This window comes from Pseudomonas sp. SbOxS1 (assembly GCF_013416725.1).
Taxonomy (GTDB): Bacteria; Pseudomonadota; Gammaproteobacteria; order Pseudomonadales; family Pseudomonadaceae; genus Aquipseudomonas.
Genome location: NZ_JAAVXC010000003.1, coordinates 337,286 through 358,378, shown reverse-complemented (window position 1 = coordinate 358,378; position 21,093 = coordinate 337,286). Strand labels below are relative to the sequence as shown.

Here is a 21,093-nt window from a genome sequence, read left to right as displayed (position 1 = left end):
CGGGGAATTACTTGCCTTCCCAGCGCTTCAGTACCAGCGTGGCATTGGTGCCACCGAAACCGAAGCTGTTGCTCATCACGGTGTTGATGGTGGCGTTCTCGCGGGTCTTGGTCAGCACCGGCAGGTCGGCCACTTCCGGGTCCAGCTCGTCGATGTTGGCGGAGCCGGCAATGAAGTTGCCTTCCATCATCAGCATGCAGTAGATCGCTTCGTGAACGCCGGCGGCGCCCAGGGAGTGACCCGACAGGCTCTTGGTGGAGCTGATGGCCGGAGCCTTGTCGCCGAACACTTCACGCACACCTTTCATTTCCGCGACGTCGCCGACCGGAGTCGAAGTGCCGTGGGTGTTCAGGTAGTCGATCGGGGTGTCGACGGTGGACAGCGCCTGCTGCATGCAGCGGATCGCGCCTTCGCCGCTTGGGGCGACCATGTCGTAGCCGTCGGAGGTCGCGCCGTAGCCAACGATTTCCGCGTAGATCTTCGCGCCGCGGGCCAGGGCGTGTTCCAGCTCTTCAACCACGACCATGCCGCCACCGCCGGCGATGACGAAACCGTCACGGTCGGCGTCATAGGCACGGGAGGCTTGTTCCGGGGTGTCGTTGCGCTTGCTGGACAGTGCGCCCATGGCGTCGAACAGGAACGACTGGCTCCAATGCTCTTCTTCACCGCCACCGGCGAACACGATGTCCTGCTTGCCCATCTGGATCTGTTCCATGGCGGTACCGATGCAGTGAGCACTGGTGGCGCAGGCAGAAGCGATGGAGTAGTTCAGGCCCTTGATCTTGAACGGCGTGGCCAGGCAAGCGGAAACGGTGCTGCTCATGGTCCGCGTTACGCGGTATGGGCCAACGCGCTTGACGCCTTTCTCGCGCAGGATGTCCAGCGCTTCCATCTGGTTCAGCGTGGACGCGCCACCGGAACCGGCGATCAGGCCGGTGCGCGGGTTGGACACTTGCTCTTCGGTCAGGCCGGAGTCAGCGATGGCGTCTTTCATGGCCAGGTAGGCGTATGCCGCCGCGTGGCCGACGAAGCGATAGATCTTGCGATCGATCAGTTCTTCAAGGTTGAGGTCAATGGAGCCGGAAACCTGGCTACGCAGACCCATTTCGGCATATTCCGGGTTGAACCGGATGCCAGGGCGGCTTGCACGCAGGTTAGCGGAGACGGTCTCTTTGTCATTGCCCAGGCACGAAACAATGCCCAGACCAGTGATAACGACGCGGCGCATGCGGATAACCCTTAGAAGTTGTCAGTGGAGGTGAACACGCCGACCCGGAGGCCTTCGGCGGTGTAGATTTCGCGACCGTCGACAGTCACCGAACCGTCGGCAATGGCCAGGTTCAGCTTGCCTTTGAGGACGCGCTTGATATGAATGTTATAGGTGACTTTCTTCGCGGTCGGCAGGACCTGGCCGAAGAATTTCACTTCGCCCGAACCCAGCGCACGGCCACGGCCCGGCAGGCCTTGCCAGCCCAGGAAGAAGCCGACCAGTTGCCACATGGCGTCGAGGCCCAGGCAGCCCGGCATCACCGGATCGCCTTCGAAGTGGCAGGCGAAGAACCACAGGTCCGGAGTGATATCCAGCTCGGCGACCAATTCACCTTTGCCGTACTTGCCACCTTCTTCGCTGATCAGGGTGATGCGATCGACCATCAGCATGTTCGGGGCGGGCAGTTGCGCGTTACCTGGGCCGAACAGCTCACCGCGACTGCAGCGCAGCAGGTCTTCCCGGGTAAAGGCGTTTTGTTTGGTCATGCGAGCTCCTCAATAGTCCCATGCGGCAGGTGGGGCAAATCTTCCCGGCCGATCGAAGCGTTCATGCCTCGAACCGGCAGCCTACTCATAGACTATTGCGTTGTAGTGAAAGTCACAGCACCAAGGACATGAATGTACACTTGTGCACTGAAATTTTTAATCAAGTCCCTTTTCGGGCTTGTACGGGTGCCTAAGACTGCCGCACTTTCGCCTTTCACGCCAGTCGCAGATGCTCGAAAGGCCTGTACTACTGCACCCATCGCTGCAGAATTTGCTGAAGATCAGTGCGTTTGAAGGGCTTGGCCAGGTAATCGTTCATTCCCGCCGACAGGCAGGCTTCACGATCCCCCTGCAAGGCGTTGGCCGTCAGGGCAATGATTGGCAAGTCGGTGCAGCCGGGCAGTTCACGGATCTGCCGGGTGGCCTCATAACCGTCGATGACCGGCAATCGGCAGTCCATCAGGATCGCTTCGAAAATCAGGCTCTCGGCACTGCGCACCGCCTGCGCGCCATCGGCGGCAACGCTGACAGTAAAGCCCAGGCTGCGCAGCATGGCTTCGATCACTGTCTGGTTGACCGGATTGTCTTCGACCAGCAGCACATTGCGCCCTTCGCCGTCACCCTTGTGGGTCGATACGCGCGGTAGCCGCGCCGGCAAGGCCTGTTGATACAACGCCAGCGGAATTTCCAGGGTGAATACCGAGCCACGGCCTTCCTCACTCTGGGCGCGCAAGGTGCCTCCCATGCGTTCGGCGAGTGTGCGCGCAATCGGCAGCCCAAGGCCGGTGCCGCCATAGCGTCTGGAAATGGAACTGTCGGCCTGCTGGAACGCGTCGAACATCGATTCCAGGCTTTCGGGGGGAATACCAATCCCGCTGTCGCGTACCGTGCAGGTGAACCACAGCAGTTCGTGATCCAGGGATTGCCACTGCGATTCGATGCGCACGCGCCCCTGTTCGGTGAACTTCAGGGCATTGCCGACCAGATTGACCAGTATTTGCCGGATGCGCGTCGGATCGCCCTGAACCTGCAGCGCGCGCATGTCGTCCGGGATCTGCAACTGCAGATCGAGCCCGCGTTGCATGGCGCTGTGTTGGAACGACTGGGCGCAACTGCCGATCAGGTCCGCGAGGTTGAACGGAATATGCTCCAGTTCCAGTTCTGAGCGTTCGATACGCGAAAAATCCAGAATGTCATTGATGACTTTGAGCAAGTGCTCGGTGGATTCGGAGGCCAGCGCGGCGTATTCGAGCTGTTCTTCGGTCATCGGGGTGGTTTCCAGCAACTGCAGCATGCCCAGCACGCCATTCATCGGCGTGCGCAGTTCGTGGCTCATCATGGCGAGGAAATCGGACTTGGCGTTGTTGGCTTTTTCCGCTTCCTCGCGGGTCTGGATCAACTGCGCCATGGCCTGATGCTGTTCGTGGCTGGCCTGCTCGAGCCCCCTGGCGAGGTTGTTGATGTGTTGCGACAGGGCGCCCAGCTCCGTGTCGTCAACGATGGGCAGGGGCGTTTTGTACTCGCCGGCCTGGATCGCCTTGACCGCGTTGCCGATATCACGGATCGGTTGCGACAGGCTTGCGGCCAGGCGCCGGGCAATCATGAAAGTGAACAGCAGGGCGAACAGCGCCAGGATGCCGGCCTTGAGCAGGATCTCCTGCTGGCGCTGGCTGAACGCATCACTGGACAGGCCAACGATCACCCGGCCCAGGTAATCCTCGGCGGGCGCCTTGGGCGCTGCGGTGCCGTCCTGGAAAAAATCATTGTGCAGCGCGATCCGTTGCAAGCGCACGGGGGCCTGGAAGACTTCGACCTGGTGCGGCTTCTGGTAACTGGCCGACGGTTGCTCGACATACACCAGAATCCGGTCGGCGCTGTCCTGCACCTCCAAAAACCGTACGTTGGGCGTGGCCAGCGTGGCCTTGAGCAGGCTCTCGAGCACCTCGTTATTGCCCGAAATCACCCCGTATTCGGTGGCCGGCGCCAGTTGGTTGGCAATCAGCTGGCCGGTGTGGTTGAGCTCCTGGCGCAAATCCTGGATCCGCACGAAGGTGAAGAAGCTGATCAACAGCAACGTCAGCAGCAGGGCGGGGCCGAGGCTGATGATCTGGGTGCGGGTACTGATGTCCCAGCGGCGACGGAAGGTCATGGGTGGCGTTCTCCTTCTGCCAACAGCGTGGCGACAGCCGCTTCGTTTACCTGTTCAAGACCCAGGGAACGAGACACCTGCGCATTGCTCGAGACTTTGAAACGGTGTGGATACTGGGTGCGTGGCCACGTGGCGGGTGGCCGGTCGAGCAGTTCATCGAGAATCGCCAGCCAGTCGCTCTGATCACTGTAGGTGCTGGCCAGGCTCCCGGCCTTGACGAATCCTGCATTGGGGCCGATCAAGGCCAGCTGTCGCGCATAGCTGCTGAGCAACAGGTTTTTCGCGGTTTTCGGGTTGTACAGATCGGGATCGTCGAGGCCCAGCACGACATCGCTGTTCTCCAGCAAAGCCTGCAAGGGGCGACTGTCCTGGGTGTTTTCCCAGCGCTCGGTGACCACTTCGAGCCCGAGGGGATGGGCGGCCTGGCGCAGTTCCCGCAACAGGAACTCGCTATGGCTGTCGTACAGCACGCCTACCCGTTTGACCTCGGGCAGAAGGACGCGGGTGAGGCGCAATTGCCGGTCCAGTGGCGGATCACTCCAGAGCAGGCTGAGGTGCGCGGGCACGGCGTGCCCCAGATGTTGCCGTGCCTGCAGGCGGCTGATGCGCAGCACCAGTGTCGCCGGGCCGCGGGGGTCCTGCAGGCGCCAGTCGAGGCTGGGCAGGTCGAGCAGGATCAAGCGGGTGTCCGCCGCCAAATCGCCCGGTGGCGGCAGGCTGGCCAGTGGCTGGAAACGAACGGTGTCGGCCGGTCGCAATTGCCCCAGGGCCTGGGCAAAGGATTGCACGCCGGGGCTATCGTCGACACCGGTGAGGAGAATGTCCGCGGCACTGGCCGACAGGCTGTGTAGCCAGCCAGCGAATATCAGGCAAGCCATGGCCAGCAGATGGCCAAGGGCTGGCGACTTGCGTGGCGGACGATGCGGCATCTTAAAACGCCAGCTGCGCGCTGAAATACATCACCCGACGCTCGTCATAATTATTGTCGATAAAGGTGGAGGGCTGGTTGTCGAGGCGCTGCTGCAGCACACCGGCCAGTTCCAGATGCGTCTTGCCCAGGCGGATGCGCCTGGCGATGCGCGTGTCGACGCGTTCGAAGCGATAGCCGTTGAGCGCGTCGTCAGCATAATAGAAGAGCGCGCTATTCCAGCCATGGCCCCAGTCACGCAACCAGGCGGCAGAACCACTGTTGCGTGCAGTCTGTTGCGCATCCTGCAGGTTGCTCGCGTCAGCATCGACGTACGCATAGGTCAGGCGCAACCGGTCGGTGCTGCCGATTTTCCAGTCGAGTTGGGTTTCCGCTCCGGTATAGCGCGCGGTGTTGGCATTGCTGGCGATGTACTGATTGTTGCGCAACGGCTCGCTGATCATCCCGGTGATCTCGTCGTAGAACAGCTTTATATCGACGGCCAGCCCCGACTCGGCAAAGTAACCGTTGTAGCCCAGTTCCCGGGAGCGCATGTGTTCCTGGTCGAGGTCGCCGGGGCCGCGGGTCTTGACGAAATAGCGGGCCCTGGACTGGCCAAAGGCGCCGGGTTGCAGGTGGGTGACCTTGTAACTCCAGTTGACGTTGTTCTCGAACATGTCCGGGGAGCGGATCGCTTCCGAGTACACCGCACGCAAGCCATGGCGCGGATTGATCAGGTAGTTGACCGCCATCCGTGGGGTCAGGGAGCTGCCGATCAATTGCGTGTCCTCGAACATGGCACCGCCCTGCAGTAGCCAGTGTTCGCTGGCACGCCATTCGAGCTGGCCGAAGGCTCGCCAGGTGGTGTCGTCGAGGGTGCCATTGAAGTAGGTCTCGGAATCTGCCCGGTCGTAACGATAGTTCAAGCCGCTGACCAGCCGCAGGTTATCGGACAGGCTCAGGGTGTCCTGCAGTTCAAGGTCGTAGCGGGTCTCCCGGGAGCTTTGGTCGATATCGCCGCAGACCGTTTGCCGCGCGCCGTTGCGCCACTGATTGAGGACTTGATTGGCCAATGCGCGTTTAGCCGGATCGCCCTCGGGTGCACCGGAGCCCAGGAAGCTCTCGATGTTGCGCGCCAGGCGCTCCGTGTAGTTCGGGTCGATGCCCCAGAGCTCGGTGAGTTCGGGGCTGAACGATACTTCGGCATCACAGGCGCGCCAGGTTTGCTGACGGTCCCAATGCTGCGCCGAACCCTGGATGTAAAGACTGTGCTCGGTATTTAAGTCGAAGTTCCAGCGCAGCGAGCCGGCGTAATCCTTGGCGTTGACGTCGGAATTGTCCCCCGCACGGGTAATCCCCGAAAACACCGGGCGGTAGGTGTAGGGTCGCTGATTGGTGCCATCCTTGGCATTCACCTGCCAATCGATGCTTTGCCGTTCGTCGAGCGTCTGGCTGACGGCGAGGTTGAAGCGTTTCAGGCGTCGACTGTCATGGTAGTCGCCGCCGTTGCGGTCGACGTCGAAGCCATCGTCTTGCTGGCCGGACAGGGACAGGCGTAGATCGCCGTCCTCCCACCCCACGCCCTGGCTGGCATAAAAATCGTCGATGCCCCGCTGGCCGCTGGTGACTTTCAGGCGCGTACCATGGCTGTCTGCCGGGTTGCGCGTGATGATGTTGACCACCGCCATCAGCGCATTGGCGCCATAGCTGACAGTGTTCGGGCCGCGGAAAACCTCGATTCGCTCGACGTCCTCCATGGCCACCGGAATATCGCTCCAGTCCACCGTGGCTAGCCCCGCGCGGTACACCGAGCGGCCGTCGATCAATACTTGCATGCGTCGCGCTTCGGTGGCGCTGGTGCCGTGGTAATTCACCGTGGCCTGGTTGCCGCTGATGTTGCCGACCATCATGCCCGGTACCAGGCGCAGTACCTCGCTGATATCCCGGGCGCCACTGGCAGTGATCAGCACGCTGTCGAGCACCGTCATGCTGCCCGGCACGGCAGCCGGCGACTGTTTCAGCCGGGTGGCCGTGAGTACCTGCGGCAACGGTTCGCTATCGAGAAACAAGTCGTCAGCCAGCACTGGCGAGCTGAACACCAGCGCCAGGACCAGCGGCGAACGGGGTGAGGGCGAAGCCAGGGACACAGCACATCCTTGTTAACGATCGATGGCGCGCATGTTAACCGAGCTCGTTGACTTTTCCAGTCACGATGTAAGCATTTTCCTAGGTATTACCGGACTTCTTCCTACGCATGCCGGTAATTGACACGGGGACTGGCCGACACCGGGGCGCTCCGTATAATGCGGGCATTGCCACTGGTATGGATTAACGGATTACATATGACTCAACAGCGCCCGATCGCGGTCTTGGGAGGCGGCAGTTTTGGTACCGCCGTGGCTAACCTGCTGGCCGAAAATGGTCATCAAGTCCTGCAATGGATGCGTGACCCCGAACAGGCCGAGGCCATCCGGGTCAACCGCGAGAACCCGCGTTACCTCAAAGGCATCAAGATTCTGCCCGGCGTGACGCCGGTCACCGATCTGCTGGCCACCCTGGAGGCGTGCGACCTGAGTTTTGTCGCGCTGCCCTCCAGTGCGTTGCGCTCGGTGCTGGCCCCGCATGCCGAACGGTTAAGCGGCAAAATGCTGGTGAGCCTGACCAAGGGCATCGAAGCCCACACCTTCAAGTTGATGAGCCAGATTCTTGAAGAGATCGCGCCGCTGGCACGCATCGGTGTGTTGTCCGGGCCGAACCTGGCCCGTGAAATCGCCGAACACGCGTTGACCGCCACGGTGGTCGCCAGCGAAGACGAAGCGCTCTGCCAGCATGTCCAGGAGGTGCTGCACGGCCGTACCTTTCGTGTATATGCCAGCGCCGACCGTTTTGGCGTGGAGTTGGGCGGGGCTTTGAAAAACGTCTACGCGATCATCGCCGGCATGGCGGTGGCAATGGGCATGGGCGAAAACACCAAGAGCATGCTGATTACCCGGGCGCTGGCGGAAATGACGCGCTTCGCGGTCAATCAGGGTGCCAACCCGATGACCTTCCTGGGACTGGCGGGCGTGGGTGACCTGATCGTGACCTGCTCGTCGGCAAAAAGCCGTAATTATCAGGTCGGGTTCGCCCTCGGCCAGGGCTTGAGCCTCGACGAGGCGGTCAATCGCCTGGGCGAAGTCGCCGAGGGCGTGAACACGCTCAAGGTGCTCAAGGCCAAGTCCCAGGAGGTGGGTGTGTACATGCCGTTGGTCGCCGGGCTGCACGCGATCCTGTTCGAAGGGCGCACGCTTGAGCAGGTGATCGGGTTGTTGATGCGCGGTGAACCCAAGACCGATGTCGACTTTATTTCCACCAGCGGCTTCAACTGAAACCTTACTTCACAGGAACGGAGCGAGACATGAGTGATCAAAAAGTAGAAGCCAGATACGAGTCCATTCTGCTTCGAGTGCTGTGGATGGTGGTGTTCCTGCTGGTGTGGCAGGTGGCGCAATTCATGCTGGGCGCTGTGGTGCTGGTGCAGTTGATCTATCGTTTGATCTATGGCGCCCCGAGCGCCAGCCTGATGAACTTCGGCGACAGTCTGAGCCAGTTCCTGGCACAGATCGGTCGTTTCGGCAGTTTCCACAGCGACCAGAAACCCTGGCCGTTCGCCGATTGGCCGACGCCGCGTACGCCGGAAGGTGAAGCGCCGCACGTCGTGGCGCCTGCGCCGCATCCGGCCCGAGATGAGGAACCCAAGCTATGAAACTCTGGGTATTGCGTCATGGTGAAGCCGTGCCACACGGTTCCACGCCCCACGATTCGGAGCGGGAGCTGACCGCCAATGGTCGTGAAGAAGTGCTGCGCGCCGCCGCCAACCTGGTTGGCCAGCCGCTTACAGCGATATACGCCAGTCCCTACATGCGAGCGCAACAAACCGCACACCTGGTGAAAGATGCATTGGGTTTCGAACCGGAAATCCGCACGGTTGAGTGGCTGACCCCGGATTTCGATCCCGATCGAGTCACCGATCAACTGAAGTCGGTGACCAACGTGTTGCTGGTTTCTCATAATCCACTGGTGGGGAACCTGCTCAGCTACCTGCAACATGGCGCCGGGCATCCGCCCGAAAGAGTCAGCACCGCTGGCCTGGCGGAGCTTGAAAGCAATGAACTGCTGATCGGCGCGATGAAGCTCAACAGCATCAAGCACCCGTAACCGCTCTGTTTGTTGATTTTGTAGGAGCGAGGCTTGCCCGCGAAGCTTTTGGCGGCCTTTAGGGCCTCTTCGCGGGCAAGCCTCGCTCCTACGGATCCCATCGTGTTTGAAAAATTGTAGGAAATAGCCAACCAAGCATTTGCTTGGTTGGCTACGCTTGCTCCAGACCAAAAACAAAGGAGCGAGTCGCCATGCCTGCTGCTTTTCGTTTGCCCCTGGACATTTTCTACGAGCGCGAGGCCCGTCATCCCCGCCAGCGCTTTCTTGTCCAGCCCGTGGGTGGTGGTCATGTCGAGACCTTGACCTGGGAGGAAGTTGGTCATCAGGCGCGTTGCGCGGCACATTGGCTACGATCCCGGGAACTGCCCCAGGGCAGTCACATCGCCCTGATCTCGAAAAACTGCGCGCACTGGATCATTGCTGACCTGGCGATCTGGATGGCCGGGCATGTCTCGGTGCCTCTGTACCCCAACCTCACCGCCGAGTCGGTGGCCCAGGTGCTCGAGCGCTCAGAGGCGGCGCTGGTATTCATCGGCAAACTCGATGACTGGCCTGGCATGTCCCGTGGGGTGAGCCCCGACCTGCCGACCATCAGCCTGCCACTGCATCCGCCTGGCACCTTCGATTTCAGCTGGGACGACCTGCAACGCAGCTCGCCGATCCAGGACGATCCCAAGCCCGCCGCCGATCAACTGGCGACCATCATCTACACGTCCGGCACCACCGGCGTGCCCAAGGGCGTGATGCACAGCTTCGCCAATCTGGGGTTTGCCACCACTCGGGGCACGCAGTTGTTCGGCCTGAATGAGTCGGATCGCCTGCTGTCGTATTTGCCGTTGTGCCACGTTGCTGAGCGGATGTTCGTCGAACTGGCATCGATTTATACCGGACAAACCGTATTTTTTGCCGAAAGCCTCGACACCTTCCTGACGGATCTGCGCCGTGCCCGGCCAACGGCACTGTTTGGCGTACCGCGCATCTGGACCAAGTTCCAGATGGGGGTGTACAGCAAGATTCCGGAAAAACGCCTGGATTTCCTCCTCGGCTTGCCGATTATCGGCAAGCGGGTCGGGCACAAGGTCCTCGCCGGGTTGGGGCTCGATGCCTTGCGCGTTGCCTTGTCCGGTGCCGCGCCGGTGCCCCTGAGTCTGCTGTTGTGGTACCGCAAGCTCGGACTGGACGTGCTGGAGGTCTACGGCATGACGGAAAGTTGCGGTTACTCGCACATTTGCCTGCCGGGGCAGAACAAACCCGGCTGGATTGGCATGCCTTGCCCGGAGGTCGAGGTGCGCATCGACGAATCGGGCGAGGTCATGGTGCGCAGCGGCGCGACCATGCTCGGGTATTTCAAGGATCCGCAGAAAACCGCCGACACCCTCACCGAGGACGGCTTCCTGCGCACCGGCGACAAGGGCGAGGAAGATGCCGAAGGCAACCTGCGCCTGACCGGGCGCCTGAAGGAAATCTTCAAGACCAGCAAAGGCAAGTACGTCGCGCCGGCGCCGATCGAAAATCGCCTGGCGGTGCATTCGCGCATCGAGCAGGTGTGCGTGGTCGGTGATGGCTTGAGTGCGCCACTGGGCCTGTGCGTGCTGTCGGCCGTCGGCCAGCAGGAGGCGCGGGCCGGTTTGCATTCAAGCCTGGAGAAGCTGCTGGAAGAGGTCAATAACGCCCTCGACAAGCACGAACGCTTGCGGCGACTGGTGGTGGTCAAGGACAGCTGGGCGGTGGAAAACGGCTTTCTCACGCCCACCCTGAAGATCAAGCGCAACGTGATCGAAGCCACCTATGGCGCTCGCTTCGAAGAATGGAGCGAGCGCAGCGAAGTAGTGCTGTGGCAGGATTGAGCCACGAATAAAATCAACGAGGAAAACCTGCTATGAGTCTGTGGCGAACCCTTCCCAACATCGAACAGCTGAACGCCATTCAAAAAAACACCATTGGCGAACTGCTGGACATCCGTTTCGAAGCCTTCGATGAAGATTCCCTGACCGCGAGCATGGTCATCGACCATCGCACTCACCAGCCCTATGGCTTATTGCATGGCGGCGCTTCGGTGGTGCTGGCTGAATCCGTCGGCTCCATGGCCAGCTACCTGTGCATCGACACCAGCAAGTTTTACTGCGTGGGGCTGGAAATCAACGCCAACCACCTGCGCGGCTTGCGCAGCGGGCGGGTGACGGCGGTGGCCAAGCCGATTCACATCGGGCGTACCACCCATGTCTGGGATATCCGTTTGACCAGCGACGAAGGCAAGGCCAGTTGTGTGTCGCGGTTGACCATGGCCGTGGTGCCGCTGGGTGAAAATCCGCCGGCCCGTTGAAGCCCGCGTTTATTCGCATGACCGGACTGTCATCATTCCTGTCAGTTACGGTCATTGCTGTGGGACGCGGTCTTGCGGACAATCGGGTTCTGTTTTCGTTGATGGATCGACCGGTATGTCGCAACAGATATTTTTCGCCCACGCCAATGGTTTTCCTTCAGGAACCTACGGCAAGTTGTTTGCGGCGCTGGCACCCGAATTTCAGGTGACACATCTGGAGCAACACGCCCATGACCCGCGTTTCCCGGCGGATGACAACTGGTACAACCTGGTGGATGAACTGATCCACCACCTGCAACAACAGGCGCAGCCGGTGTGGGGCGTCGGTCATTCCTTCGGTGGCGTCCTGCATCTGCACGCGGCGCTGCGTTGCCCAGAGTTGTATCGCGGCGTGGTGATGCTCGATTCGCCGGTGCTGACGCGCACCGATCAATGGGTCATCCGCGCGGCCAAGCGCCTGGGCTTCATCGACCGCCTGACCCCGGCCGGTCGCACCCTGGGTCGTCGTGAAGAATTCGCCGACCTCGAGAGCGCCCGACGTTATTTCGCCGGCAAGAGCCTGTTTCGCAGCTTCGATCCGGAGTGTTTCGATGCCTACCTGCACCATGGTTTGCAGGAAGTCGGCGACAGGTTGCGCCTGCGTTTCGACCCGGCCACGGAAATCAGCATCTACCGGGGCGTACCGCATACCAGCCCGGGGCGTTTACGGCAGTTGAAAGTGCCGCTGGCGGTGGTGCGTGGGCACGAGAGCCGGGTGGTGATGCGCCATCACACCAGTTCGGTCGGGCGCATGCCCAATGGCGAGGCGCTGAGCATGCCTGGCGGTCACATGTTTCCTCTGGAGCGTCCGCAGGAAACGGCGGTGCTGCTGAAAAACCTGTTCAACCGCTGGGACGGTCGCCAGCAACAGGATTGCGCATGAGCCAGGTCGTCGAAGAAGTGCGCCTGAGCCTGCCGCACATCGAGTTGGCGGCGCACTTGTTTGGCCCCGAAGACGGGTTGCCGGTGATTGCCCTGCATGGCTGGCTGGACAACGCCAACAGCTTCGCCCGCCTGGCACCCAAGCTCAAGGGCCTGCGCGTGATCGCCCTGGACATGGCCGGCCACGGGCATTCGGGGCACCGCCCGCCCGGCGCCGGTTACGCCATGTGGGACTACGCCCACGATGTGCTGCAAGTGGCCGAGCAGCTTGGCCTGAAGCGGTTTGCGTTGCTGGGGCATTCGATGGGTGCCATCGCATCGTTGATCATTGCCGGCTCGTTACCCCAGCGTGTCACTCACCTGGCATTGATTGACGGTGTCATTCCGCCCACGGACAAAAGCGAAAACGCTGCCGAACGCATGGGCATGGCCCTGCAGGCGCAACTGGACCTGCGGGAAAAGCGCAAACCGGTCTACAGCACCCAGGACCGCGCCATCGAAGCGCGCATGAAAGGCCTGGTGGCGGTCAGTCGCGAAGCCGCCGAGCTGCTGGCCCAACGTGGCTTGATGCCGGTGCCGGGCGGCTACACCTGGCGCACCGACAATCGCCTCACGCTGCCATCGCCGTTGCGCCTGACCACCGAGCAGGCCATGGCCTTCGTCCAGCGAGTCGCTTGCCCGGCGAAACTGGTGGTCGCCGCCGACGGCATGCTCGCCAAACATCCGGAGTTGCTGGAGCGTCTACCCTTTAGCCTTGAACAGCTGCCAGGCGGCCATCATTTGCACCTGAATGACGAACCCGGCGCCGACCTTGTCGCAGACTGTTTCAATCGGTTCTTCGCCATTCCTTGACTTGCGCCGGGCAACTGTCGAGGCTGGGTGGGTTGAAAAGGGAGACAACCATGACAGACCTCTACACCGCTGCGACCCCGAATGGCCACAAGGTCATGCCGATCTGATGAGTCTATCCATGCGCTCACTCAGTTTGATGCTCTGTTGTTTCAGTCCTCTATCACTAGCCGCCGATCTGCCTGGCAGTCAGGACCTGCCGATCGTGCCGCGCATGACCGATGCGCAGATCGTCGACTACCGCCCCTCGGCAGAGCTTGAGCGGATCTACCCGCTCGGATCAATCCGCAAGATCAGCGGTCAGCTGCGCTTTGACGGACAGGTCAGTGCCCGTGGGAACGTCACCTCGGTGACCTACGAATTGCCGCCCGAACATTCCTCAACCGAGGCCTTCACCGCTGCGCGCGAAGCGCTGCAGAAGCAGGACGCCCAGTTGCTGTTCTGGTGCCAGGCTCGAGATTGCGGCGAAAGCAGCCTGTGGGCCAACGAAGTGTTCAGTAATGCCAAGCTCTATGGCGCCGATAATGAACAGGCGTACCTGCTGTTGCGCCTGGCCGCACCTCAGGACAATACGCTGGTGGCGCTCTACAGCATCACCCGTGGCAATCGCAAAGCCTACCTGCACGTCGAACAATTCGACGCCGTCGCTCCGTTGGGGGATTTGCTGCCGACGTCCGCGACTTTGCTGCGCGAGCTCAAGAGTACCGGTGAACTCGACTTCCCCAAGCTGACGCAAGCCCCCGATGACACCTGGCTGCGCCTGATCTCCCGGGGTTTGAACCTGGACACGACCTTGCGGGTCAGTGTGTCGGGGCCCAACGCCGAAGCCTGGCGTCAGTCGTTGATTGAACAGGGCGTACGTGCTGCACGGATGGAAACCGGTGGTGTGGACGGCACTGGCCTGCATATCAAACTGTTGCGATAAGCGATATCCGGCGAACATGCGTGGCGTGTTCGCCTACTCTTTTTGCTGAATGATTTTTTCGAGATTGTGATGATCAATAATGATCGGCTGTTGGTGCAGATCCTGCTCCTGGTGCTGTTTGGCGCGAGCTTCTGGGTGATGGCGCCGTTCTGGTCGGCCCTCTTCTGGGGAGCGGTGCTGGCCTTCGCCAGTTGGCCACTGATGCGCCTGCTGACCCGCTGGCTCAATGGTCGCGAGTCCCTGGCGGCGGCCCTGTTGACCGTGGGCTGGATGGTGCTGGTGGCGGCGCCCCTGGTGTGGCTGGGGTTCAACCTGGCAGACCACGTGCGCGACGCCACGGCGTTCATCAAGGATGTGCAGGTCGACGGTTTGCCTGAAGCACCGCACTGGCTGGGCGGCATTCCCCTGGTGGGCGAGCGGCTGGTGGTCATCTGGAACAGTGTCGATCAGCAGGGCGCGGCGATGATGGTGTCGCTCAAGCCTTATCTGGGGCAGGTCGGCAACTGGTTGCTGGCGCGTAGCGCGCAGATTGGCGGCGGCATCCTCGAGCTGACCCTGAGCATTGTCTTCGTGTTCTTTTTCTATCGCGATGGCCCACGGTTGGCGGCCTTTGTTCATGGTTTGCTGGAGCGGCTGATCGGTCAACGTGCCGGGTATTACATCGAGCTGGTGGCGGGCACGGTGCAACGGGTGGTGAACGGCGTGATCGGCACCGCTGCGGCCCAGGCAGTCCTGGCGCTGATCGGATTCCTGATCGCCGGCGTCCCCGGGGCATTGGTGCTCGGTATCGTGACCTTCCTGCTCAGCCTGATTCCCATGGGGCCGCCGCTGGTATGGATTCCGGCCACTGCCTGGCTGGCCTGGAAGGGTGAATACGGCATGGCGGTGTTCCTCGGCATCTGGGGCATGTTCATCATCAGTGGCGTGGACAACGTGCTCAAACCCTACCTGATCAGCCGGGGCGGGAATTTGCCGCTGGTGATTGTGTTGCTTGGGGTGTTTGGCGGGTTGATCGCGTTCGGATTCATTGGCCTGTTTATCGGGCCGACGTTGCTGGCCGTGGCTTACAGCCTGTTGACCGACTGGAGCAAGAGCCAGTCCCGGGTTGATGACCGTCGCTGAACTCAACCTGTAGGAGCGGGCTTGCCCGCGAAGGCGGTGTCCGAGGTCTGTCTTCGTTGCGATGCGGCAACCCGACAAGCCAGCTCCTGCAAGGATAGGGAAACGCCTGATCAGGTCGCCACGTTCAGGTACTTGCCGACACTGGCCGCTTTGTCGAGCGAGTACTGCTTGCTCAGGTTGGCGATCATTTTCTCCAGGGCTTCGCGTGTGGTCGATTGAGTCGTGGTGCCCGCGTTGCCGACACTGTCGGTGCCGGAGCTGCTGGATACCGCTTCGCCGGACTGTTGCGGTGGTGGTGGCGGTGCGAAGCTGGCGGCCAGTTCATCCTTGCTGACGGTACCGTCCTGGTTCTTGTCCAGCGCCGAGAAGATTGCCGTGCTGTCGGCGGTACTGCCAATGCTGCTCAGGCCGCTGTCAAGTTCGTCGCTGCTGAGGGTGCCATCACCGTCCGAATCCAGGGCCTTGATCAGTGTGTCAGCCAGTTCGGAGTCCGCTGCCGGGTCCCGTGGTGGCGGTGGCGGGGGAGCCATCGCGGCCATTTCTTCGCTGCTGAGGCTGCCGCTGGCGTCACTGTCGAGGTCAGCGAAGTTCTCGCTCAGGCTGACCAGTAATCCGTCATCGGTTTTTTGCGACAGGGCACTGTTGAGTTCGTCCTGATCCACCGCGCCGTCGCTGTTCGCATCGAGTTTGCTGAGCAGATCCTTCTGGAACTGTTGCGAACGGGCATTACTGGTCGTGGTGCTCGTGCTGCCGATGTAGCTTGTGTAGTTGCTGACACTACCAATCATTGGGCTCACTCCCTGGAATGGAAAACCGGTGGGTGTACCGGCTTATGCAGCCTCGGGGGGCAAGTTGTCGTGGGTGTGTGGAGTTTGTACCCAGTGTCACACAGGCGGCCATTTTTGAAGGTGCTGCATCATGGCGAGCTCATGCACGCCCACCCTGTAACAGTGGAGCATTCAAGCTCTGGGCAGGCGAATGACCGCCGTCAGGCCGCCACCGGGCGTCTGTTCCAGGCTTAGCTGCCCGCCCAGCCGTTGCGCCGCTTCGCGAGCAATGGTCATGCCCAGACCGACGCCGCCGGAGTTGCGATTGCGTGAGCCCTCCAATCGAAAGAATGGTTCGAACACTGCTTCGCGTTTATCCGCCGCGATTCCCGGACCGTGGTCGATGACCCGGATCACCAGCTGTTCGCGATTGTCTTCGAGCGTGATCAGCGCGTTCCCGGCATAACGCAAGGCATTGTCCAGCAGGTTGTTGATACAGGAGCGCAACGCCATCGGCTGGACTTGCAGCGGCGCGCAATGACCGCTGGCCTGGACGTCGGCACCTTGGTCCTGGGCGTTTTCGCTCAGGGACTCGACCAGCGCCTGCACATCCATCCACTGTGAAGCCTCGCTGGTGCGCTGTTCGTGCAGGTAGCCCAGGGTCGCATCGAGCATGCTGATCATGTCGTCCAGATCCTGGCGCATCTGCCCTTGCAGCTTGTCGTCGTCGATCTGTTCCAGGCGCAGTTTGAGGCGCGACAGGGGCGTGCGCAGGTCGTGGGACACGGCGCCGAGCATGCGCGAGCGCTGCTTTACCTGCTCGATGATGCGTTGCTGCATCTTGTTGAACGTATGCGCTGCTTGCCGCGCTTCCCGCGGGCCGGACTCCTCCAACGGCACACTGTCGAGGTTTTCACTCAGGCGCTCGGCCGCATCGCTCAGGCGCTGGATCGGCCGGCTCAGCAATTTGGCGCCGTACCAGGCGGCAATGATCAGCGAGATCAGTTGAAACGTCAGCGGCACCAGCGGTCCACCGAACCAAGGCCTTGGAGGGCGATTGGCCAGGCGCGGGTCCATCGGTGGGCGTTGCCCCTCCAGCTCTTCGGAAAACGCCGGTGGCGCAGGGGGAGGGGGCGGCGGGCCGTAATAGTGAAACCAGGCAAATGCCAGCAGGTGCGCCAGGATAATCGCGATCAGCAGGACGCCAAACAGGCGGCCGAACAACGTATCGAAGCGCGCCCGCATCAGCCGATGTCCCGGGCGTCGAACAGGTAACCCTCGCCCCGGACGGTTTTGATCAGTTGCGGGGCCTTGGGGTCGTCACCGAGTTTCTGCCGCAGGCGCGACACCAGCAGGTCAATGCTGCGATCGAAGGCTTCGATCGAACGGCCACGGGCGGCATCCAGCAGTTGCTCGCGGCTCAGGACCCGGCGCGGACGTTCAATAAACACCCACAGCAGGCGAAATTCGGCATTCGACAGCGGCACCACCAGGCCATCGGCTGCAATCAATTGGCGCAGCACGCTGTTCAGGCGCCAATTGTCGAAGCGGATGTTCGCGCGTTGTTCGCTGCGGTCGTCCCGCACCCGGCGCAGGATGGTCTGGATGCGCGCGACCAGCTCGCGGGGCTCGAACGGCTTGGCCATGTAGTCGTCGGCGCCGAGCTCAAGGCCGATGATCCGGTCGGTGGGTTCGCAGCGGGCCGTGAGCATCAGGATCGGAATATCCGATTCGCCGCGCAACCAGCGGCACAGCGACAGGCCGTCTTCGCCGGGCAGCATCAGGTCGAGCACCACCACGTCGAAATGCTCCGCCTGCATCGCCAGGCGCATGGCGGCGCCATCGGTGACACCGCTGGCATGGATGTTGAAGCGGGCCAGGTAGTCGATCATCAGCTCGCGGATCGGCACGTCATCGTCGACGATCAGTGCGCGAATGCTCCAGCGTTTCTCATCGCCGGGCGCTTTTTGATCGTCGTTCACGGGGGCTGGAGTGTTGTACATGCGTGCGTTCATCTGCCAGGTAGGCTGCCAACCACAAAGATAGGCCGCGAGGTTGTGGTTCCAGCATAGGCGTCCTGCCCGGAGGCGGGAAGCGCTGAGGTAAGGACGTATTGCGGTTGCCGAGGGTAGCGGGCAAGGATGTTGAGTGCGTGTCGTGACTGTACCGAACTCGACACAATTGCCGCAAAGGCTAGTCTTGCCTGAGCGTTCTCGACGATTTACCGATCATCGGGTCCCGCAGGGCCATTGGTTCCGCTACAATGCGCGCCGATTTCGACTTGCCTGAGAGCCCACTCATGTCCGCCTGCCAGACTCCTATCATCGTCGCCCTGGATTTCCCTACCCGTGACGCCGCACTGAAGCTGGCCGACCAGTTGGACCCGAAACTGTGCCGGGTCAAAGTCGGTAAAGAACTGTTCACCAGCTGCGCTTCGGAAATCGTCGGCACCCTGCGTGACAAGGGTTTCGAAGTGTTCCTGGACCTCAAGTTCCATGACATCCCCAACACCACCGCCATGGCCGTCAAGGCCGCGGCGGAAATGGGCGTGTGGATGGTCAACGTCCACTGCTCCGGTGGCCTGCGCATGATGGCTGCCTGCCGCGAAGTGCTGGACCAGCGCACCGGCCCGAAACCGCTGCTGATCGGTGTGACGGTGTTGACCAGCATGGAGCGTGAGGACCTGGCCGGTATCGGTCTGGACATCGAGCCGCAGGAGCAGGTGCTGCGTCTGGCGGCACTGGCGGAAAAAGCCGGGATGGATGGCCTGGTGTGCTCGGCCCTGGAGGCCCAGGCGCTGAAAGCGGCGCACCCGTCGCTGCAACTGGTGACCCCGGGGATTCGCCCGGCGGGCAGCGCCCAGGACGACCAGCGCCGCATCCTGACTCCGCGCCAGGCGCTGGATGCCGGTTCCGATTACCTGGTGATCGGCCGTCCGATCAGCCAGGCGGCGGATCCGGCCAAGGCGCTGGCTTCTGTAGTGGCTGAACTTGCCTGAATACCTGTAGGAGCCGGCTTGCCGGCGAATGCATCACCGCGGTTCACCTGAATACCCGCGGTGATGCATTCGCTGGCAAGCCAGCTCCTACAGAACAGCGTCAGACTTTCAGCACCAACTTGCCGAAATTCTCCCCGCTGAACAACTTCATCAGCGTCTCCGGGAAGGTCTCCAGTCCCTCCACGATGTCTTCCTTGCTCTTGAGCTGCCCCTTGGCCATCCAGCCGGCCATTTCCTGTCCGGCGGCGGCGAACTGCGCGGCGTAGTCCATCACCACAAAACCTTCCATGCGGGCGCGGTTGACCAGCAGTGACAGGTAGTTGGCCGGACCCTTGACCGCTTCCTTGTTGTTGTACTGGCTGATGGCGCCACAGATCACCACCCGGGCTTTCAGGTTCAAGCGACTCAATACCGCGTCGAGGATGTCGCCACCCACGTTATCGAAGTACACGTCGACGCCTTTGGGGCATTCGCGCTTGAGGCCTGCAACGACATCTTCGTTCTTGTAGTCGATGACACCGTCAAAACCCAGCTCGTCGATGAGGAACCTGCACTTGTCCGCGCCGCCGGCGATGCCGACGACCCGACAACCCTTGATCTTGGCAATCTGCCCGGCAATGCTGCCCACCGCACCGGCAGCACCCGACAGCACCACGGTATCTCCGGCCTTGGGCGCACCCACGTCGAGCAACGCGAAGTAAGCGGTCATGCCGGTCATGCCCAGCGCAGACAAATAGCGCGGCAGCGGTGCCAGTTTCGGATCGACCTTATAGAACCCGCGCGGCTCACCCAGGAAATAATCCTGCACCCCGAGGGCGCCGTTGACGTAGTCGCCGACCGCGAACCCCGGGTTGTTCGAAGCCACGACCTTGCCCACGCCCAGCGCGCGCATCACTTCGCCAAGACCGACCGGAGGGATGTAGGACTTGCCTTCGTTCATCCAGCCGCGCATGGCCGGGTCCAGGGACAGGTACTCGTTCTTGACCAGTATCTGGCCTGCAGCCGGTTCGCCGACCGGTACTTCCTGATAGGTAAAGGTTTCCCGGGTCGCGGCACCCACTGGGCGTTTGGCGAGCAGAAATTGGCGATTGGTCTGGGACGTCATGGCAGGCACTCAGGATGAATGAAACCTTGTTGATAGACCCTCAAGGTCGATGTCGCAAGTTCGGCTGATGCGGCGAATACGGCCTGATCCAGTGCGGTGATAGTTGGTACGGTAGTTCCATCACTGTCGCTCATGGGGGCTCAACCGGCCTTTTGATAGTGCTGCCGGGTAAGGGGGACGGTGGCTATGCTGGGGAACACGCGATCCCCGCAAACTTATCTTCGAGGACAGAACAATGAGCATGACGTTTTCCGGCCAGGTGGCAGTGGTGACAGGCGCGGCAGCCGGCATTGGCCGGGCCACTGCCCAGGCGTTTGCCGCCGAAGGCCTGAAGGTGGTGGTGGCCGACATGGACACCGCGGGCGGCGAGGGCACGGTCGCGCTGATCCGTACGGCAGGCGGCGAAGCGACCTTCGTGCGTTGCAACGTGACGGTGGAAAGCGATGTAAAGAATCTGATGGACGAAGTGGTCAATACCTACGGCCGTCTCGACTATGCCTTCAACAATGCCGGTATCGAGATCGAGAAAGGCAAGCTGGCCGAAGGTACGGTCGACGAATTTGACGCGATCATGGGCGTCAACGTCAAAGGTGTCTGGCTGTGCATGAAGTACCAGTTGCCTTTGCTGCTGGCCCAGGGCGGTGGTGCAATCGTCAACACCGCGTCAGTGGCCGGCCTTGGGGCTGCGCCGAAGATGAGCATCTACGCGGCGTCCAAGCATGCTGTCATCGGCCTGACCAAGTCGGCCGCGATTGAATACGCCAAGAAAAAAATCCGCGTCAATGCCGTGTGCCCGGCGGTGATCGACACCGACATGTTCCGCCGTGCTTATGAAGCAGACCCGAAGAAAGGCGAGTTCGCCAATGCGATGCACCCGGTGGGCCGCATCGGCAAGGTCGAGGAAATCGCCAGCGCGGTGCTGTACCTGTGCAGCGATGGCGCAGCGTTCACCACGGGGCACTCATTGGCCGTGGATGGCGGGGTTACGGCGTTTTGATAGCGGATCGACCTCCAGCGTTCTGAAAACGACGTGCACGTAGCTTTTTGCCATTATTCAGGCGCCAGAGTCTTGTGT

21 protein-coding genes are annotated in these 21,093 nt (G+C 61.5%); 11 read left to right on the top strand and 10 right to left on the bottom strand.

Annotated features, from left to right (window positions below):
* Positions 1-7 precede the first annotated feature (7 nt).
* From fabB to HFK74_RS05915, 5 genes are all read right to left on the bottom strand, one after another.
* Positions 8-1,228, bottom strand: coding sequence for a beta-ketoacyl-ACP synthase I (gene fabB / locus HFK74_RS05935; RefSeq protein WP_007957797.1), 1,221 nt, complete (start codon positions 1,226-1,228; stop codon positions 8-10).
* 11 nt (positions 1,229-1,239) lie between these two features.
* A complete protein-coding gene (gene fabA / locus HFK74_RS05930) occupies positions 1,240-1,755 on the bottom strand; it encodes a 3-hydroxyacyl-[acyl-carrier-protein] dehydratase FabA (RefSeq protein WP_003179264.1) in 516 nt (171 codons plus the stop codon).
* A 247-nt stretch (positions 1,756-2,002) separates the two neighbouring features.
* Positions 2,003-3,904 carry an ATP-binding protein gene (locus tag HFK74_RS05925; protein ID WP_180202727.1) on the bottom strand — a complete coding sequence of 634 codons (1,902 nt, stop codon included), beginning with the start codon at positions 3,902-3,904 and terminating at the stop codon, positions 2,003-2,005.
* Positions 3,901-4,833 (bottom strand): ABC transporter substrate-binding protein, encoded by a 933-nt coding sequence (locus HFK74_RS05920; protein ID WP_180202726.1) that lies wholly within the window; start codon positions 4,831-4,833, stop codon positions 3,901-3,903. The genes HFK74_RS05925 and HFK74_RS05920 overlap by 4 nt, the downstream gene beginning before the upstream one ends.
* 1 nt (position 4,834) lies before the next feature.
* Positions 4,835-6,958, bottom strand: a complete 2,124-nt coding sequence (locus HFK74_RS05915; protein WP_180202725.1) for a TonB-dependent receptor — start codon at positions 6,956-6,958, stop codon at positions 4,835-4,837.
* 195 nt (positions 6,959-7,153) lie between these two features.
* On the opposite strand from HFK74_RS05915, the gene HFK74_RS05910 reads away from it, so the two are divergent.
* From HFK74_RS05910 to HFK74_RS05870, 9 genes are all read left to right on the top strand, one after another.
* Positions 7,154-8,179 (top strand): NAD(P)H-dependent glycerol-3-phosphate dehydrogenase, encoded by a 1,026-nt coding sequence (locus HFK74_RS05910; protein ID WP_180202724.1) that lies wholly within the window; start codon positions 7,154-7,156, stop codon positions 8,177-8,179.
* Positions 8,180-8,208: 29 nt separating this feature from the next.
* Positions 8,209-8,556, top strand: coding sequence for a DUF4389 domain-containing protein (locus HFK74_RS05905; RefSeq protein ID WP_008062869.1), 348 nt, complete (start codon positions 8,209-8,211; stop codon positions 8,554-8,556).
* Positions 8,553-9,008 carry a phosphohistidine phosphatase SixA gene (sixA, locus tag HFK74_RS05900; protein ID WP_180202723.1) on the top strand — a complete coding sequence of 152 codons (456 nt, stop codon included), beginning with the start codon at positions 8,553-8,555 and terminating at the stop codon, positions 9,006-9,008. The genes HFK74_RS05905 and sixA overlap by 4 nt, the downstream gene beginning before the upstream one ends.
* Positions 9,009-9,199: 191 nt before the next feature.
* On the top strand, positions 9,200-10,855 hold the full coding sequence (locus HFK74_RS05895; protein WP_180202722.1) for an AMP-binding protein: 1,656 nt from the start codon (positions 9,200-9,202) through the stop codon (positions 10,853-10,855).
* Between the two features lie 32 nt (positions 10,856-10,887).
* Complete coding sequence (locus HFK74_RS05890; protein WP_180202721.1) at positions 10,888-11,331, top strand: hotdog fold thioesterase; 444 nt, start codon at positions 10,888-10,890, stop codon at positions 11,329-11,331.
* 115 nt (positions 11,332-11,446) lie between these two features.
* On the top strand, positions 11,447-12,253 hold the full coding sequence (locus tag HFK74_RS05885) for an alpha/beta fold hydrolase (RefSeq protein ID WP_180202720.1): 807 nt from the start codon (positions 11,447-11,449) through the stop codon (positions 12,251-12,253).
* On the top strand, positions 12,250-13,104 hold the full coding sequence (locus HFK74_RS05880) for an alpha/beta hydrolase (RefSeq protein ID WP_180202719.1): 855 nt from the start codon (positions 12,250-12,252) through the stop codon (positions 13,102-13,104). The genes HFK74_RS05885 and HFK74_RS05880 overlap by 4 nt, the downstream gene beginning before the upstream one ends.
* A 118-nt stretch (positions 13,105-13,222) precedes the next feature.
* On the top strand, positions 13,223-14,026 hold the full coding sequence (locus HFK74_RS05875; RefSeq protein ID WP_180202718.1) for a DUF4892 domain-containing protein: 804 nt from the start codon (positions 13,223-13,225) through the stop codon (positions 14,024-14,026).
* A gap of 69 nt (positions 14,027-14,095) precedes the next feature.
* Positions 14,096-15,148, top strand: coding sequence for an AI-2E family transporter (locus tag HFK74_RS05870; RefSeq protein WP_180202717.1), 1,053 nt, complete (start codon positions 14,096-14,098; stop codon positions 15,146-15,148).
* 110 nt (positions 15,149-15,258) lie between these two features.
* Here HFK74_RS05870 and xopAW read toward each other — a convergent pair whose 3' ends face one another.
* The 3 genes from xopAW to HFK74_RS05855 form a co-directional block, all read right to left on the bottom strand.
* The gene (gene xopAW, locus HFK74_RS05865) at positions 15,259-15,936 is read right to left on the bottom strand and encodes an EF-hand domain-containing protein (RefSeq protein ID WP_180202716.1); all 678 of its coding nucleotides are present in this window, start codon (positions 15,934-15,936) and stop codon (positions 15,259-15,261) included.
* Positions 15,937-16,107: 171 nt separating this feature from the next.
* Complete coding sequence (locus HFK74_RS05860) at positions 16,108-17,160, bottom strand: cell wall metabolism sensor histidine kinase WalK (protein WP_180202715.1); 1,053 nt, start codon at positions 17,158-17,160, stop codon at positions 16,108-16,110.
* Entirely contained in the window at positions 17,160-17,918 is a 759-nt protein-coding gene (locus HFK74_RS05855) for a response regulator (RefSeq protein ID WP_032831861.1), read from the bottom strand. The genes HFK74_RS05860 and HFK74_RS05855 overlap by 1 nt, the downstream gene beginning before the upstream one ends.
* A 296-nt stretch (positions 17,919-18,214) precedes the next feature.
* Here HFK74_RS05855 and pyrF point away from each other — a divergent pair, with 296 nt between their 5' ends.
* Entirely contained in the window at positions 18,215-18,913 is a 699-nt protein-coding gene (gene pyrF, locus HFK74_RS05850) for an orotidine-5'-phosphate decarboxylase (protein WP_008016546.1), read from the top strand.
* Between the two features lie 100 nt (positions 18,914-19,013).
* Here the strand turns inward: pyrF and HFK74_RS05845 are convergent, their stop codons facing one another.
* Positions 19,014-20,018, bottom strand: coding sequence for an NADP-dependent oxidoreductase (locus tag HFK74_RS05845; RefSeq protein ID WP_180202714.1), 1,005 nt, complete (start codon positions 20,016-20,018; stop codon positions 19,014-19,016).
* Complete coding sequence (locus tag HFK74_RS32985) at positions 20,015-20,152, bottom strand: hypothetical protein (RefSeq protein ID WP_218953559.1); 138 nt, start codon at positions 20,150-20,152, stop codon at positions 20,015-20,017. Before HFK74_RS32985 ends, HFK74_RS05845 begins: the two co-directional genes overlap by 4 nt.
* A gap of 101 nt (positions 20,153-20,253) precedes the next feature.
* On the opposite strand from HFK74_RS32985, the gene HFK74_RS05840 reads away from it, so the two are divergent.
* Positions 20,254-21,015 carry an SDR family oxidoreductase gene (locus HFK74_RS05840; RefSeq protein ID WP_180202713.1) on the top strand — a complete coding sequence of 254 codons (762 nt, stop codon included), beginning with the start codon at positions 20,254-20,256 and terminating at the stop codon, positions 21,013-21,015.
* Positions 21,016-21,093: the final 78 nt, after the last annotated feature.